The 16,338-nt window shown below is 70.4% G+C and carries 14 protein-coding genes and 1 tRNA gene; 7 read left to right on the top strand and 8 right to left on the bottom strand.

Annotated elements, in window-relative coordinates; all coding sequences use genetic code 11:
* Positions 1-44: 44 nt before the first annotated feature.
* Together WDJ58_RS15400 and WDJ58_RS15395 are read left to right on the top strand one after the other, a co-directional pair.
* Positions 45-908: an SDR family oxidoreductase gene (locus WDJ58_RS15400; protein ID WP_338914155.1), complete on the top strand. Its 864-nt coding sequence runs from the start codon at positions 45-47 to the stop codon at positions 906-908.
* 81 nt (positions 909-989) lie between these two features.
* A complete protein-coding gene (locus tag WDJ58_RS15395; RefSeq protein WP_338914154.1) occupies positions 990-1,181 on the top strand; it encodes a DUF7576 family protein in 192 nt (63 codons plus the stop codon).
* 147 nt (positions 1,182-1,328) lie between these two features.
* Here WDJ58_RS15395 and WDJ58_RS15390 read toward each other — a convergent pair whose 3' ends face one another.
* Positions 1,329-1,742 (bottom strand): DUF5658 family protein, encoded by a 414-nt coding sequence (locus WDJ58_RS15390; protein WP_338914153.1) that lies wholly within the window; start codon positions 1,740-1,742, stop codon positions 1,329-1,331.
* Positions 1,743-1,888: 146 nt separating this feature from the next.
* On the opposite strand from WDJ58_RS15390, the gene WDJ58_RS15385 reads away from it, so the two are divergent.
* The 3 genes from WDJ58_RS15385 (at position 1,889) to WDJ58_RS15375 (ending at position 5,877) form a co-directional block, all read left to right on the top strand.
* Positions 1,889-2,119, top strand: coding sequence for a UPF0058 family protein (locus WDJ58_RS15385; RefSeq protein ID WP_338914152.1), 231 nt, complete (start codon positions 1,889-1,891; stop codon positions 2,117-2,119).
* Between the two features lie 69 nt (positions 2,120-2,188).
* On the top strand, positions 2,189-4,504 hold the full coding sequence (locus tag WDJ58_RS15380; protein ID WP_338914151.1) for a DEAD/DEAH box helicase: 2,316 nt from the start codon (positions 2,189-2,191) through the stop codon (positions 4,502-4,504).
* Between the two features lie 101 nt (positions 4,505-4,605).
* Positions 4,606-5,877, top strand: coding sequence for an MFS transporter (locus WDJ58_RS15375; protein WP_338914150.1), 1,272 nt, complete (start codon positions 4,606-4,608; stop codon positions 5,875-5,877).
* 15 nt (positions 5,878-5,892) lie between these two features.
* On the opposite strand, the gene WDJ58_RS15370 is transcribed toward WDJ58_RS15375, so the two are convergent.
* Both WDJ58_RS15370 and WDJ58_RS15365 read right to left on the bottom strand, forming a co-directional pair.
* Positions 5,893-6,417 carry a hypothetical protein gene (locus WDJ58_RS15370; RefSeq protein ID WP_338914149.1) on the bottom strand — a complete coding sequence of 175 codons (525 nt, stop codon included), beginning with the start codon at positions 6,415-6,417 and terminating at the stop codon, positions 5,893-5,895.
* Between the two features lie 135 nt (positions 6,418-6,552).
* On the bottom strand, positions 6,553-7,800 hold the full coding sequence (locus tag WDJ58_RS15365) for a M20 family metallo-hydrolase (RefSeq protein WP_338917866.1): 1,248 nt from the start codon (positions 7,798-7,800) through the stop codon (positions 6,553-6,555).
* Positions 7,801-8,196: 396 nt separating this feature from the next.
* Between WDJ58_RS15365 and WDJ58_RS15360 the strand changes: the two genes are divergently transcribed.
* Together WDJ58_RS15360 and WDJ58_RS15355 are read left to right on the top strand one after the other, a co-directional pair.
* On the top strand, positions 8,197-9,582 hold the full coding sequence (locus WDJ58_RS15360; protein WP_338914148.1) for a dihydroorotase: 1,386 nt from the start codon (positions 8,197-8,199) through the stop codon (positions 9,580-9,582).
* The gene (locus WDJ58_RS15355) at positions 9,582-10,949 is read left to right on the top strand and encodes an MmgE/PrpD family protein (RefSeq protein ID WP_338914147.1); all 1,368 of its coding nucleotides are present in this window, start codon (positions 9,582-9,584) and stop codon (positions 10,947-10,949) included. Before WDJ58_RS15360 ends, WDJ58_RS15355 begins: the two co-directional genes overlap by 1 nt.
* Before the next feature lie 23 nt (positions 10,950-10,972).
* On the opposite strand, the gene WDJ58_RS15350 is transcribed toward WDJ58_RS15355, so the two are convergent.
* From WDJ58_RS15350 to WDJ58_RS15330, 5 genes are all read right to left on the bottom strand, one after another.
* Positions 10,973-11,938, bottom strand: a complete 966-nt coding sequence (locus WDJ58_RS15350; RefSeq protein ID WP_338914146.1) for a D-2-hydroxyacid dehydrogenase — start codon at positions 11,936-11,938, stop codon at positions 10,973-10,975.
* Positions 11,939-12,317: 379 nt separating this feature from the next.
* A complete protein-coding gene (locus WDJ58_RS15345) occupies positions 12,318-14,357 on the bottom strand; it encodes a DUF7289 family protein (protein WP_338914145.1) in 2,040 nt (679 codons plus the stop codon).
* Positions 14,358-14,479: 122 nt separating this feature from the next.
* A tRNA-Thr gene (locus WDJ58_RS15340) sits at positions 14,480-14,553 on the bottom strand.
* 14 nt (positions 14,554-14,567) lie between these two features.
* Positions 14,568-15,110 (bottom strand): GNAT family N-acetyltransferase, encoded by a 543-nt coding sequence (locus WDJ58_RS15335; protein ID WP_338914144.1) that lies wholly within the window; start codon positions 15,108-15,110, stop codon positions 14,568-14,570.
* Complete coding sequence (locus WDJ58_RS15330) at positions 15,107-16,294, bottom strand: phosphoglycerate kinase (protein WP_338914143.1); 1,188 nt, start codon at positions 16,292-16,294, stop codon at positions 15,107-15,109. Before WDJ58_RS15330 ends, WDJ58_RS15335 begins: the two co-directional genes overlap by 4 nt.
* Positions 16,295-16,338: the final 44 nt, after the last annotated feature.

Here is a 16,338-nt window from a genome sequence, read left to right as displayed (position 1 = left end):
TGGGAGGGGGACGGAACTTTACCGCGGCCCCTCGAACGGCACCCATGAGTCTCGAGAAGCCGGATCTCGCCGGGAAGACCGCGTTCGTCACCGGGACGACCCGCGGCATCGGGAAGGCCATCGCCCTGGCGCTCGCGGAGCAGGGCTGTAACGTCGTCTCGACCGGCAAGACCACCGAGGAGGACGACTACGGCGAGGAGCGCGACCTCGAGGGGACGATCGAGCAGACGGCCTGGGAGGTCGAGGACCGTGGTGCCGAGGCCCTCGCCGTCCGGCTGAACGTCCGCGACGAGGAGAACGTCCGGGCCGCGGCCGAGGAGGCCATCGACCGCTTCGGCGAGGTGAACATCGTGATCAACAACGCCAGCGCCATCCAGCTGGCCACCGTCGAGGACCTCCCGCCGAACCGGTTCGACCTCCTGACCGACGTGAACGTCCGCGGGACGTACCTCACCTCGCGGGCGTTCGCCGACCACCTGAAGGGCGTCGAGGAGTCGTGGATACTCACGAACGCGCCCCCGATAGCGACCGATCGGAGCCCAGGACAGGCTCCGTACGCCTGGTCGAAGATGGGGATGACGTTCGTCACCCTCTCGCTGGCCGGCGAACTCGCGTCACACGACGTGGGCTGTAACACCTTCTGGCCGGTGACGGCCATCGACACCCGGGCGACGCGCTACTTCGGACTCGGAACCGAGGACGACTGGCGTACACCCGAGATCGTCTCCGACACCGTCCTCGAAGTACTCCGCCGTGACCCCGCGGAGTTCACGGGCAACGCCCTCTACGACGAGGAGTTCCTCCGCGAGGCGGGCGTCGAGGACTTCTCGAACTACAACCTGACGCCCGGCGACCCGGCACCGACGTCGGCGGGGATGTTCGGCTCCGGCTACGAGCGTTCGGAGTGACCGGCGTGTAGCGAGTAGCGGACGGCAGGCGGGTCGCGGAACGGGAGCGGCTAAGTGGCTCGACCCTGAACGTCGGCTCTGATGGTGGACCCGACGTCGGATCTCGGCGAGGACGTGACGGAGGAGGACGCGCCGCGGTGTGGGACCTGTGGGGAGCCGGTGCTGTACGGGGTCGGTCACCGGGTCCTCACGTGGGTCGAGGGCGACACGGTGAGGAGCGTCCACTTCTGCGACGACGACTGTCGGAGCGGGTGGGACGGCGAAAAGGCGTAGCGAAGAGGGCGTGCGAGTGACAGGATCGCTCTCTCCCTACCCAAGGTGATCGACGGATCCGTCTGGCACGCCATGACACGCTAGGCGTTCGAGCGTACTAAGCCCTCCGGCCGGAGACGGTCCCATCCGGATCGTCGGAGGCCGGCCTCAGACGAACGAGGCACCGAGGACGACCACCGAGAGGTTGTTCGCGAACACGCCCAGGCCGACGACCACCAGCAGCCCGAGCCACGCCTCGACGAGCAGCGAGAACGATCGGCGGTACCGGTCGGGCGTTCGGCCGAGCATCTCGCGCAGGCCGTAGAAGAACACGGTCGCGAGAACGACCACGATCACGTTCACCACTACGAGCGTCGGGGTCCCCCGTCTCAGCGCCCAGCGCATCAGCGGGTTCGCCTCGGCTTCGGCTCCGAGTGTCGCGGCGGCGAACATCGTCGTCAGCATGTCGACCGTCACGAGGAGGAACAGGGCGACGGCGACCCAGTCCCAGTACTCCCGGAGGAACGCCCGCGAGGGCTCGGTGCTGCGCTCCCCCTCGCGGTCGACCGGCTCGCCAGGCATGAACACGACCCGGACACTGCGGACAAAACCCTTCTGACTGTATCGGTCAGTGTCACGAACGCGAGGGTGTGAACTGGCCGACTGGACCGGCGTCCCACCCATCCGGAGACACTCATTTACGCCTACGGCGCGTAGTTACGGACCGAATGAGAAAGCGAGAACTCGTCTACGTCCACGGCCTGCTGGTCTGTCTCCGCGACTTCCACGAGGAGCGGACCGGCGAGCCGATACCCACTCCCGAGTACGACGCGATGGGCGTTAGCCCGGCGTCGATCCACCGCGGGAAGGCGGAGCACGAGGCGGCCGTGTTCGCCCTCTCCGAGGCGCTCGCCGAGCGGATGGGGACACTTCCGCACGGCCCGCGGCCGGTCGGCTGAACCCCGGCCGTTCGGGAACTCCCTCCCCCGACCCGGAAGCGTTAGGCCTGGCCTCCGACTATCCCGGGTGTGGAGGACACCGTCGGCTGGCTGCGCGACCGACCGTACTACGAGGGGCAGATACGGACCCACGAGACCGTCGAGGGCCGCGAGGCGTCGTTCGCCGAGTGCGAGGTCGACGGGCGTCTCGAAACGGCGCTCCGCGAGCGCGGCATTCCGCGGCTCTTCGATCACCAGGTCCGTGCCGTCGAGGGCGTTCGGGACGGCCGCAACGTCGTCCTCGCGACGCCCACGGCGTCCGGGAAGAGCCTCGCGTACACCGTCCCCGCGTTCGAGCGGGCGCTCGACCGCCGCGCGACCGCCCTCTACGTCGCCCCGCAGGTCGCGCTCATCGAGGATCAGGCCGGGAGTCTCTCGTCGCTCGCCGACGACCTGGGGTTCGCCTCCGGGGTGACCGTCGCACGCTACACCGGCCGGCAGGACCGCGACGAGAAGGCGGCCATCCGCGAGCGACAGCCGACCGTCCTCCTGACGACCCCGGACATGCTCCACTACGGGATCCTCCCGCACGCCCACCGGCTGTGGGACTGGTTCGTCGAGCGGCTCGAAACCGTGGTCGTGGACGAGGTCCACGAGTACCGCGGCGTGTTCGGTTCCGGGGTGTCGCTCGTCCTCCGCCGGCTCGCCCGGGTCGCCGAACGGTTCGACGCCGACCCGCAGTACGTCTGCTGTTCGGCCACGATCGGCAACCCCGTCGAGCACGCCGCGACCGTCACCGGCCAGCCCGAGGGGTCGTTCGATCTCGTGACCGAGGACACGTCCGCGACGGGGCCAACCCACTGGCTGCTCTGGAACCCCCCCGAGTACGGCGACGGCGAGGGCTGGGGCGACGGTCGGCGGCGTTCCTCGCACACCGAGACCCGGCGGCTGTTCGTCGACCTCGTGGAGCGAGGGTTCCAGACGCTCGTCTTCACCGGCTCCAGACAGACCGCCGAGCGGTACGCGAGCGAGTCGGCGAAGGAGCTCCGCAAGCGGGGGGCCCACGACGCCGCCCGGAGCACCGTCGCCTACCACGCCGCGCTCACCGACGACCGGCGGCGCGAGGTCGAAGCCGGCCTCGATTCGGGCGAGATCCGTGGCACCTGGTCGACGAGCGCGCTCGAACTCGGCGTCGACGTTGGCGGGCTCGACGTCGTCCTGCTCGACGGCTACCCCGGGACCAGGATGTCGGCATTCCAGCGCGCGGGCCGCGCGGGCCGGGGCACCGACCCCGCGCTGGTCGTCCTCGTGGCCGGCGAGGACCAGCTCGACCAGTACCTGATGCACGACCCGCGGGCGCTCTTCGACGGCGACCCCGAACGGGCGGTCTCGAACCCCGAGAACGACGAGCTACTCCCCGATCACGTGCGGTGTGCCGCCCGGGAGAACTGGCTCTCGATCGACGACGAGCGGTGGTTCGGCGAGGGGTTCCCCGACCTCCTCGCTCACCTCGAATCGACGGGCGACCTCGACCGCCGCGAGACCCCCGACGGGACGCGCTGGACGATCGATGGGAGCCCGCACCACTCGATGAGCCTGCGGACCATCGACGACCGGGGGGTTCAGCTGAAGGACACACGACGGGGGGAGGTCGTCGCGAAGCTCCCCTTCGAGGACGCGATGCGGGACGCCCACCGCGGCGCGGTGTATCACCACCAGGGCCGCAAGTACGAGGTCCGCGACCTCGACCTCGACCACGGGGTCGCCGAACTCGAACCGACGTGGGCCGACTACTACACCGAGACGCTCCACGAGAAGGCGATCACCGTCGAGCGCGACGTCACCGGAAAGCGCCTCGCGGCACGCGAGGACGTTCCCGTCAGGTTCGCCGAGGTGACGATGCGAAAGCGCATCACGGGGTTCCAGCGACGCGACGCGAACACCGGCCAGCCGATCGGCGAGGAGGAACTGGACCTGCCCGAGACCTCCCTCCGGACCCGCGCGTTCTACTTCACCGTCCCCGAGGACGCGGAACGGTCGATGCGAGCGGCGTCGGGTCCGTTCGACGGCGGCATCCATGCCGCCGAGCACGCGATCATCTCCATGCTCCCGAACGAGGTGCTCTGCGATCGGCGTGACATCGGCGGCGTCTCGACGCCGATGCATCCCCACACCGGACGGAGCACGGTGTTCGTCTACGACGGCTATCCGGGCGGTGTGGGCCTCACCAGGGAAGCCTACGCGGATATCGACGCGTTGCTCGGGACGACGCTCTCGATGCTCCGTTCCTGTCCCTGCGAGGGCGGCTGTCCGGCCTGCGTGCAGTCGCCCCACTGCGGGAACGCGAACGACCCGCTCGACAAGGGGCTCGCGATCGAACTACTGGAGTCGCTGACCGGCGAGTAGGACGTCCGACCGCGGTCCGGGCCGGCCATCGACACGGGACTCCACGCCGTCCCGCCAGAACGGACCGCAATCCTCATGACCCGCTCGCGGGGAGAGGGCCTGTGTCAGGCACCCTCCGCTCGCGGCTGTTCTCCGTCTCGAACCCCCGGGAGGTGTGGCTCGTCACCGCCGCCCACGCCGTCAACGAGTTCTACAGCGTCGCGCTCCCGCCCATCCTCCCCCTGCTGGTGAACGACTTCGCCATCTCCTATGCCGAGGCGGGGGCGCTCCTCACCGTCTTCTACGTCACCTACTCGGTGTTTCAACTGCCGGCGGGGGCGCTCGCCGACCGCATCGGCCAGCGGTGGATACTCGCGGTCGGGATGGTCGTACTCGCGGCGGGGATCCTGGTCGCGGCCGGCGCGCAGAACTACGAGACGCTCGTGTTCGCCGAGGCGCTCGCGGGCCTCGGCGGGAGCACGTACCACCCCGCGGGGATGTCGCTCATCAGTGACCTCGAAGGGTCGACGACCGAGGGGAAGGCGATGGGAATCCACGGGTTGGGTGGGGTGGTCGGGACGGCGCTCGCCCCGGCGCTCGTCGGCGGGCTCGCCGCCGTCTTCGACTGGCGGTTCGCGCTCACGGTCAGCGCCGGCGTCGGGCTCGTCTACGGGGCTGTCTTCCTCGCACTGTTCCGCGACCTCCCGGAGTCCTCGGGGCCGACGGTCGAACCCGACGGGGGATCCGACCCCGACGCCGAGGCGGGGACCGCTCGGACGGGATCGGGCTGGCGGCGGTTCGTCCCGCACACCTTCTTCTCCGTGCCGCTCAGGCGCTGGGTCCTCGTGCTGTTCTTGGCGAACCTCGCCATCTCGACAGAGCTCGGTGCGGTTCGAACGTACGTCACCTCCTACCTCGTCGAGCACGCGGGGACGACCACCGGGCTCGCAAACGGCGTCTTCTTCGCCATGCTCGTCGGGGCGGGCATCGCCTCGCTCGGTGCCGGGACGCTCGCGGACACGATGGACCGTCGGACCCTGGGTGTCGCGGCGATGGTGGGCTCGTCGCTCGCGCTGGCCGGGACCGCGCTCGTTCCACCCGTGGCGCTCGCGCTCGTCGTCTGGTTCTTCCTCGCCGGTGTCGTGCTGTGGGCGGCCCTCCCGGCGATGAACGCCATCACCTCCGCGTACTCCGAGCGTGGGTTCAGCGGGAGTCTGTTCGGCGTGATGCTCACCGCGGGGTCGCTCGGCGGGGCGGCCGGGCCGCTGCTGTTCGGCGCGCTCGCCGAACGGGTCGGCATGGGAGCGGCGTTCCCGCTCGTCGCGGTCGTGAGCGCGGCAGGGGCCGTCGTCTTCCTCTCGATGCGCCGCGGTGAGGGGTCGCCGGAGTCGTGAGACGGAAGGGAGCACTCACCCGCCCGTTCGATCCCATCCGCGAACGCGCTGTAGCAGATGGGAGCCCTTCCGGATGGGCCAGGGTTCGTGGTAGTAGTCCACGCTCATCCGGTCCAGCACCCGGTGCATCTCCCTCGCGCCCTCCTCGCGCCGTATCCGCTCGTGTCGGGCGTGCTTCAGCGGGTGGCGTATCCAGCTGAACTCCTCGTGGGCGTAGACGTCGATCTGATCGCGGGCCTGGGCGAAGAGGATCACGTGGAGCTGTCTGTCGGCCAGCCGCGACGACCGGTACACCCAGCTACCGTTCGTATGGGTCCCCGACGGCGTCCGGTGGTAGAGGCTCACGGGGTCCCACTCGAACCCGATCTCGGACAGCCGCTCCTCGAAGTCGGCGATGTCGAGCGTCACGGTGCCGACGTACTCCGAGGGGCGGATCCGGTACTGGACGCGACCGAGTTTCCGGGCGACCGCGTCGATGTGAGGACCGAGGGACTGGCGGATCCGACGCGAGAGGTCCGGATGATTCCGTAGGAGGGACATCCCCGTACGACGCCGACGAACGGGCGGTACAGAAACGTTCCGCTCGCGGGGGCCCGTCCGGATCGGGTCACCTCCTCCGACGGCCGGACTCCGAGGTTCGGCCACCGACCGGAGCGACGCGACAGGGGCAGCGGCTCAGGTCGCCAGGTCGGCCATCGCGCCCGCGAGCACCCGCGTCGCGTTCGCACAGTCCGCCCAGTCGGTCCACTCCCGGGGGTTGTGCGAGACGCCGTCCTCGGAGGGCGCGAACAGCAGCACGGTGTCGGTGACGTTCGCCACGTTCGCCGTGTCGTGCAGTCCCGCCGAGTGCATCCCCGAGCACTCTAAACCGGCGCGATCGGCCGCTCCAGTCGCCGCCTCGACACACCGGTCGCTCATGTGGCTCGGCTCCGTCAGCCGGTAGTGGTCGAAGTCGGCGCTCACCGGACGTTCCGATTCGATCCGGTCGGCGCTCGCCGACGCTGCCTCGACCAGTCCACGTAGCACCGCGTCGTCGACGTCGCGCTGGTCGGTCGTCAGCTCCACCCGGCCCGGGACGACGTTGTTGGCGTTCGGCGAGACCCCGAGCCGACCGACGGTCCCGACCGCCGCCTCGTGGCCCTCCTGCACCGCTTCGCGGGCGGCTCGCTCGACGTCGAGGACGAACTCGCTCGCGGCGGCGAGCGCGTCCCGGCGCTCGTCCATCGGGGTCGCGCCCGCGTGGTTAGCCTCCCCCTCGAACGCCACCGCGCAGTTCGCGATCCCCGCGATGGCCGAGACCACGCCGACGGGGACACCCGCCGATTCGAGGATCGACCCCTGCTCGACGTGGAGTTCGAGCCACGCCGACCACGACGCCGGGTCGACCGTGGCCTCGCCGCGGTAGCCGATACCGTCGAGGGCCTCGCCCAGCGACTCCCCGTCCTCGTCGGTCAGCGCGAGCGCCTCCTCGCGGGAGCGGATCCCGCTGGCGACCGACGAGCCGAGCAGGCCGGTGCCGAACCGGACCCCCTCCTCCTCGGTCCAGGAGACGACCTCCAGCGGCCGCACGGGCTCGACCGACGACTCCTGGATCGCTCTGACGGCCTCCAGCGCGGCGTACGCGCCGAGCGGCCCGTCGAAGATACCCCCCTCCGGAACCGAGTCGAGGTGGCTGCCGGCGGCGACCGGCGACGCCCCAGAGTCAGCGCTTTCGGGCATCCACCGTCCGGCGACGTTGCCGACCGGGTCGACCCGGACTTCGAGCCCGGCGTCCTCGAGCCGATCGACGAACCTGTCCCGGGCCTGCCGGTCGGCGTCGGTCCCCGTCAGGACGGTCCGGCCCCACCCCTCCTCGACCTCGATCTCGCCGATGTGCCCGTTCGCCTCGAGATCCGCACGGAGGCGCTCTCGATCTACCTCGATCTCCATACCCCGACAGCCGGGCCAGCGAGGATAAACCCCACCGCCAGGGCGGCGGCGGTGCTCCGCCCGCGGCCCGGCGACGCCAGGTCGCGGGTTCCGGCGGACTGAACCCCGCCGAGCCGCATCACCCCCGATCGCGTACGGACTCCTCGAACAGCCGGCACGACTCCTCGCCCCTCACGGGACGGCGTGCCGGGCTCCCGCGGTCGCCCCGTGAGCGATCCGTCAGGTCACGGGGTCGGTGGTCCCGGTTTCGGATATGAATGCTCGCCCTCGCGGCCGGGCGGCTCCGGCTGGATCGCGCCCAATCGACCGTTTCGCCGTTCGCTGTCGATTCCAGGTACTGCCCCGCCGTCCGGGACAAACTATTAGCCCCAGGGTCCGGTTCGTAGGTCGATGACAGTCGACACGGTGATCGCGGGCGGGCGGCTGGTGACGCCGACCGGCGTCTCCGAGGGGAGCGTCGCGATCGACGACGGGACCATCGTGGCCGTCGGCCACGAGGCGTCACTGCCCGAGGCCGACCGGCGGATCGACGCGGCGGACCGGCTGGTCATGCCCGGCGTGGTCGACCCGCACGTCCACATCGACGAGGTGCCCGAGAACCGCGCGGGGACGATGCCGGCCGAGACGGCGGCCGCGGCGCTCGGCGGGATGACCACCTTCGTCGACTTCGCCTGGCAGGGACGGGACCGTGCGGGGACCGACGAGGACGCCGGCCTGCTCGACGGTATCGCACACAAGCGTGCCAAGGAGGACGAGTCCTACGTGGACTACAGCCTCCACGGCGTGCTCTCGCGGGAGACCGAGGGGACGCTCGACGCGATCCCCGAAGCGGTCGAGGAGGGGGTCACGTCGTTCAAGATGTTCATGTCGACCTACCCGGTGGGCGTATCGAACGGGTTCGTCGACAGCGCGTTCGAGCGCATCGCCGCCGAGGACGCCGTCGCCACGATGCACACCGAGGACCCCTCGGTCTGTGAGCACCTCGCCGAGCGACTCAAGCGCGAGGGGAAGGGTGACCCGCAGTACTACCCGGACTCCCGCCCGGACTACGCCGAGGCGATGGCCGCCGACGACGTCGCCCGGATGGCCCGCGAGCACGGCGTCAAGTACTACGGTATCCACACCTCCTGTCGCCAGTCCGCCGAGGTGCTCTCGGGGTTCCAGGGGGACGGCTCGCGGATACGGGCGGAGACCTGCACCCACTACACCGCGCTGACCCGCGAGATCCACGAGTCCCGGGGGAACCTCCCCCTGATCGCGCCGCCGCTCCGGACCGACGACGACGTCGAGGCGATGTTCGAGTACCTCCGCGACGGGACACTCAGCGTGGTCTCGACGGACCACTCCGTCTACCACCGCGAGTACAAGGAGGAGGTCGAGAACTGGTGGGATAGCCCGTTCGGGGCCAACAGCGCCCAGTACAGCCTCCCCGTGTTCCACGAGGTGGCGGTCAACCAGCGGGGGTTCTCCTACCCGTTCCTGGTTCGCGTGATGTGTACGAACCCGGCCCGGACGTTCGGCTTCCCGGAGAAGGGGACGCTCGAACCGGGCACGGACGCCGACGTCGTCGTCTTCGATCCCGACGAGACGTGGACGATCGAAGAGACGGAGAACGCCTCGAACGCGACGTTCTCGCTGTACGACGGCCGGGAGGTCACCGGTGCAGTAAAACAGACGTTCGTCCGCGGGCAGCTCGTAGTCGACGGCGGCGAGATCGTCGCCGAGCCCGGAACGGGCCGGTTCGTCGAGCGCGACCTGCCCGACTGGAGCGAGTGATGAGCGGGACGAGCGCCGAGCGCGAGGCCGCCGCGTTCGCCGCCTCGCTCGATCTTGGAGCGATCCCGGCGGAGGCGCTCGACCGCGCGACGCTGGTGGTCGCGGACTCGATCGGCGCGATACTCGGCGGGTCGACCGCGCCGTACGCGGCCGCGTTCGCCGAGCGGTCGAGCGGCGGGCCGGCGACGGTGCTCGGGACCGACCGGACGGCGTCCGCTACCCGTGCTGCGCTCGCCAACGGCGGCGCGGGAACGGTGCTCGAACTCGACGAGGGGCACAAGTACTCGGCTGGCCACCCGGCGATGCACGTCCTGCCGGCGGTGCTCGCCGTCGCGGAGGCCGAGGGAGGTGACGAAGACCGGGCCCGAAACGGGACCGGGACCGCCGGTCGCCGCCTCCTCACCTCGTTCGTCGCCGGCTACGAGGTCGCCGCCCGCGTCGGCATCGCCTGCACGCCCCTGGCCCCCGAGTACCACATGCACGGCGTCTGGGGAACCGTGGGCGCGGCGGCCGGCGTCTCGCGGTTCCGGGAGTACGACGAGAGGACGACGCTGGCAGCGATGCGGATCGGTGCGAACCACGCGCTCCACACCCGGTTCGACGCCGCGACCGAGGGCGCAACCGTGAGGAACACCTACGCGGGGATGAGCGCGATGAACGGGATCCTGGCGGCGGATCAGGCCGCCGCGGGGTTCACCGGCCTCGACGACGGCCTCGCTCGCCACCTGGATCGTCTCTGTGCGGACGGGTTCGACCGGGCGGCCGTCGCCGACGCGCTCGGCGAGCGCTGGGAGATAACTCGTGGGTACTTCAAGAACCACGCCGCCTGCCGGTACACACACGGCGCGCTCGACGCGCTGGACGCCATCGAGGCGCGGGGGAGGGTCGACCCCGATACCGTGGCGTCGGTGCGCGTCGAGACCTACCCCGACGCGGCCCGCCTGACCGAAACCCGCCCCGAGAACGATCTGGAGGCCAAGTTCTCCATCCCGTTCGCGGTCGCCACCCGGCTACGCAACGGGGACTCCTCGAAGGCGTCGTTCGCCGAGGGGGCGCTGACCGACGAGGCCTATGGGCTGGCCGAGCGGATCTCGGTGACCGCCGCCGAGGACCTCGCCGAACGGGTCCCCGAGGCGCGGAGCACGCGCGTGATCGTCGAGTTCGAGGACGGCACCGAACGCACGGAGGAGATCCGCTACCCCAAGGGCGACGAGCGGAACCCCCTCTCGACTTCGGAGCTTCGGGAGAAGTTCCAGGGGCTCGCCGCACCCGTCGTCGGTGAGGCGTCGACCGAGGAACTGTGGGAGCTGGCCCGCGGACTCCCCGACTCGGATCCGCGGGCGCTCTGTGAGGCGGCCCGGCCCTGACCCGGACGCTCCTACTCCCCGCCTCAGACGACCCGATTGGTCATCTCGTCCATCTCTCCCTCGACGTATCGGCGGTAGTTCTCGACGAACAGTTCCGCACACCGTCGCGGGAACGCCGGCGAGCCGCCGGCCATGTGCGGTGTCACGATCACGTCGGAGCTGTCCCACAGCGGCGACTCCGGGGGGAGGGGCTCGGGGTCGGTCACGTCCAGCGCCGCGCCGCCGAGGTACCCCTCCCGTATCTGGCGGACGAGGGCGTCGCGGTCGACGATTCGGCCGCGGGCGACGTTGACGAGTACGCCGTCGGGGCCGATCGAGGCGAGTTCGCGCGCGCCGATCATCCCCTCGGTCTCCTCGGTCAGCGGGCACGCGAGCACGACGTAGTCCGACCGGCCGAGCACCGTGTGAAGCGAGTCGGGGGAGAATATCTCGTCGACGGCGTCGTGGTACGTGCTCGTGTCGCGCTTGACGCCGAGGACGTCCATGCCGACCGCGCTCGCCAGTTCGGCCACGCGACCACCGATCGCTCCCACGCCGACGATCCCGAGCGTGCTCCCCCGGAGCTCCCCGGCGGGGAACCGCCGCCACTCGTGGTCCCGCTGCTGTTCGATGGCGCGTGGGAGCCGCCGTTCGAACGCGAGCGCGAGCGCGAGGACGTGCTCGGCGATGGGGTTCGCGTGGACGCCGGAGACGTTCGTCACCACGACGTCGCGTTCGGCGAGCGCGTCGAGGTCGTACCCGTCGACGCCGGCGCTGAGCGACTGGAGCCACTCCAGCGAGTCCGCCCGTGCCAGCAGGTCGTCCGTGATCCCGTGTTCGATCACCACCTCGGCGTCGGGGATCCGCTCGCGGGCGTCGTCGTGGTCGGTCGCCAGCCGCAGGTCCACGTCCGGGAGCGCCTCGACGACGTGATCCCGGAGGTCCTCGGGACCGCCGGTCGTCTCCGGCGGGAACCCGTGAAGCAGCAGGACACGGGGGGTGCGCGTCATACCGGTCGTGGCGCAGGCGGGCGGTTAGCTCTTGGGGCGGTCCCCCTCGGCGCATACGCCGGCCCCGATCGGGCGCGGGTCGCCCAGTATCTGCAGGCAGTGGCGCTACGAGGATGTGGGGCTGAGCGTTCGTCGTGAGCACCGAGGGACCCACCGAGGACCGCTACGACTATGTCGTCGTCGAACCGCCCGAGGAGCTCGAAGAGGAACTCAACCGGATGGGTCAGGAGGGATGGTGTCTGGCGGCGACGGTCGAGCGGGACGGCGAGGAGCGGTTCGTCCTCCGTCGGAACGATCCCCCCCGAGATGACCGTCGAGAACGAGGACGTCTAACCGACCGCGACGTATCCCCGGTCCGGATCCGAACAGGTCCGGGTTCCTACGGGGTATCCCCGTCCTCCACGACGATCTCGTTGGTCGAGATGTGGAGGTAGTTGACCGGAGCACCCGCACTCCCCGTGAGCTCGGGTTTCTGGTTCCCGAGGGCCTCGTCGTAGTGGATGGCGGTCCCCCCCTGGACGTCACTGACGCTTCCGACGAGCGCGCCGTACACCTCCGACCCGCCGCGCACCTCGATGTCCTGGTTCCCCGGCGCGTAGAGGACCCCGTAGACGGCCGCACCGCCCTGGACCAGGACCGTGGACGAACTGGAGCCGTAGAGCCAGATCTGGTCGCCGCGGTCGCCGACGCTCTCCCAGTCGGTCCTGAGCGTGGCGTCCCCGGTGTAGTAGACGTGGACCTCGTTCGGCCCGATCGCCTCGACCGACGAGCCGCCGGTCGTGCCGACGTCGCCGTCGACGGCGACGTAGATCGGCCCGTCGGTCGTATCGAACACGAGCCTGTCGCTCCCCGACAGCGAGAGTTCGTCGAAGTAGTACGTCCCCGCGGTGAGTGTACAGGCGGGGTCGCCGCCCCCGCAGTTCCCGGCCACGACGCGGGCCGCCTCCGGCCCGTTGTCGTTCACGGACTCGAACGAGACGACACGGGAGGTGATCGTCCCGTCGATCGGGGCGAGGTGTGGCGGACTGAGGCTCTCCGCGCGCTCGGTGGCACTCAGGTCGGGGGCCGGCCCGTTCTCGGTTATGGTCGCGGACCCGTCGTTCGGCCAGACGCCGTCGTCCCTGTACTCGCCACCGGCGACGATCTCGCCGTCTACGTTCTGTCCGTTCGCCGCGTAGAAGTCACGCCCGACGTGGACCGTGACGCCGCCGTCGATCGACCCGCTCTTGCTCACGTAGTCCCGTCCGGCGGTGACGTCGGCGTCGACGTCCACCCCGCCCCCGGTCTCGGTGACGCTCCCCGTGACCGTGACCGGGCTGTTGACCGTCCCGCCGCCGCTGATGGAGAAGTCGCCGTCGGCGATCACTTCGCCGTCCACCGAGACGCCGCCGTCGAGTGTGACGTCGCCGTCCGTCAGGAGGTCACCCTTGATCTCGATGCCGCCCCCGCCGTCGAAGTCCCCGTCGACGCGCATGTTACCGTAGATGGTACCGTCCCCGGCGTTGCTCAGGTCGTGACCGACGTAGACGCTCCCCGCCGAACCGCGCGTCGCCGCGTAGGTCCCGAGCGAGGAGTTGTAGCTGTCCACGTCGGCACCGCCCTGCACGCTCAGCGTCGGGGCGTTCGAGGCGATCGACTCCTCGACCTCGCGGCTCCTGTCGGGGACGGTGAGGACGGCCTCGACCGTCCCCGTACCGTGGTCGACGGTCACGCTGTCGGCGTCGGTCCGCTCCTCGAAGTACTCCGACCAGCCCTCGTAGTAGGAACTCCGGATGGTGATCCTGAGACTTCCCGCGCTGAGCGGGTTCGTCAGGTCACCGCTCGGGTCGTCCGGATCGGGGAAGACGGCCGTCGACGGCCCCCGCCGGATCTGGAGGGCCTCCGTCGTCGAGGCGTCGCCGCGGACGACGACGAGCGGGAGCGTGAGCGTGGGATCGTCGTTCATCGAGGCGTCGAAGCTGTAGTGCAGTTCGGGCGGCGACACCATCCGCACCCCGCCCGAGCCGTCGCGCTTCCACACCCCGCCGCCCTGGTACGCGACGGTCGTCTCCCCCCCGTCGTAGACGACTGCACCGAGCGTCGTACTCTCGAGCGTGGTGGGACAGGTGTCACAGCCGATCAGCTCGATCGTGATCGGCGCGGCGGACTCGTCGACGTAGGTCCGCCCGCCGCCGGCGAGGGAGACCCGCTGACTCGGGCTGCTGCCGAGCGCGACCTGGCTCGCCTGCGAGTCCACCTGGGTCATCGCGAGTTCGGCGACCGAGGCGTCCACGGCTCGCTGCTGCTCCGAGAGCAGCGTTCCGCCGATCACGACCAGCGTTCCGGTCCCGACGACAACGATCCCGACCAACAGCACGAAGCCCAGAACCGAGGCCTGTGCCGTGTCCCTCTCCGAACCCACCCGGTCACCCAGCCCCATATTTTATCGGTTTCAGCTTCCGAGATAATAACACGCCATCAGCGTCTTCAGAACGAGAAGACGCGCATCGGCGTCCGACGATCGTCGCGCAGGGAGCCAGGGTCGCTCGTTCGGGACGCCAGAGCCAAGGGTGGGATTTGAACCCACGAATTCTCGATTACAAGTCGAGTGCTTGAACCACCCAAGCTCCCTTGGCGCAGGGGGTGATAGTCAGTCGTCCCTTGTGTGCGTATCGCTTTCGGTGTCGACCTCGCTCCCGTGCCGTCTTTCGGCCCCGTCGGCCGACCGCTCGAACTGGAGTCGGTGGGGGTCGTACCCCGCCTCGCGATAGAACCGTCTCGCGCCCTCGTTGTCGGCCAGCACCTCCAGGAAGAACGCGTCACAGCCCCGCTCGCGCAGGTGGTCCTCGGCGGCGGCCAGCAGCGCCGATCCGAGGCCCTCCCCGCGGCGTTCGGGGACGACGTAGACGTTCTCGACGAGCCCCCGAGTGACGTCCTGTTCGTAGACCCCGGACTCGACGGCGAAGGTGACGAACCCGACGAGGGCCCCGTCCCACGAGGCGACGAGCAGCGAGTCGGTGACGATCCCCCGGAGGGCGGCTTCGCGGACTCGCTCGCGGTTGGGCTCGGCGAGCAGGTGCGAGCCGTACGGGCGCTGGTCGGCGACCAAGTCGACCCAGAGGTCGGTCACGGCGTCGGCCGCCTCCGTGGGTGGGCGCTCGATCTCCCAGGGGGGATCGCCCTCGTCGGTCACCGCTCGAGAGCCTCGACGGCCGGGAGCTCCCCGTCGGTGAGCATCCGCAGGCAGGCACCGCCGCCGGTCGAGACGTGGCTGAATCCCTCGATCCCCAGTCGGCGGAGGGCGGCCGCCGTGTCCCCGCCGCCGACGACGCTGAGCTCGGCGCGCGTGGCGGCCTCGAAGATCTCGCGGGTGCCGACCGCGAACGCCTCCTCCTCGAAGACCCCGGCCGGACCGTTCAGGATGGCCGTCCCCGCATCGTCGAGCAGTTCGGCGAAGGCGGCGATCGTCTTCGCACCCACGTCCATCGCCGGCGTCTCCGCCGGGAGGTCCTCGACACCGAGTTCGGTCCGCTCGCCGTCGCGCTCGACGGCCACGTCCCGCGGGAGGTGTATCAGGCCGCCGTACTCGTCGAGGAGCTCACCGGCCCGCTGGACGGCCTCGGTCGAGCGCTCGTTGACGATCTTCGCGCTCGCGGCTCCGAGCTGGACGCCGTCGGCGAGCAGGAAGGCGTTGCCGACGACGCCCGTCGCCAGGACGCCGTCGGCGATGTCGCGGTCGAGCACCGAGCGGGCGACGTCGAGCGAGTCCTCGACCTTCGCCCCGCCGAGGACGTAGTACCGGGGCCGGGGGGCGTCCCCGAGTCCGCCGAGGACGTCGAGCTCGCGCTCCATCACCCGGCCGGCGTAGGCCGGGAGTTCGCGTGGGAAGCCGACGAGGGAGGGCTGGGATCGGTGGGCGGCGGCGAACGCGTCGTTGACGTAGGCGTCGAGCACGGGCACGAGCCGCTGCACGAGGTAGGTGTCCGCGGCGGCCTCGGGATCGAACTCCATGTACTCCTCGCTGTAGAACCGGGTGTTCTCGAGGACGACCACCTCGCCGGGCGAGAGCGAGCCGACGGCCTCGCGGGCCTCGCGCGTGAAGGTCCCGTCACAGTAGTCCACCGGCGCGTCGAGGAGTTCGTCGAACCGGTCGGCGTGCGGGGCCAGATCCGAGAAGTCCGATCCGCCCGGGCGGCCCTGGTGTGCGAGGACGGCGACCCGCGCGTCCCTGGCGGCGAGTTCCTCGATGGTGTCGAGGTGTGCTCCGAGTCGGGCGTCGTCGGCGAGTTCCCCCCTGTCGTCGAGCGGGCTGTTGACGTCGACCCGGAGCCCGACCGCGAGGCCGGAGGGGTCGAGGTCGTCCAGCGTCCGTACCATACCCGGGATTGCCTCGCCCGTCACGAAAGCGTTTGTGGCACCGA

Source organism: Salinirubellus litoreus (genome assembly GCF_037335815.1).
GTDB lineage: Archaea > Halobacteriota > Halobacteria > Halobacteriales > Haloarculaceae > Salinirubellus > Salinirubellus litoreus.
This window is presented reverse-complemented; position numbering and strand designations above follow the sequence as displayed.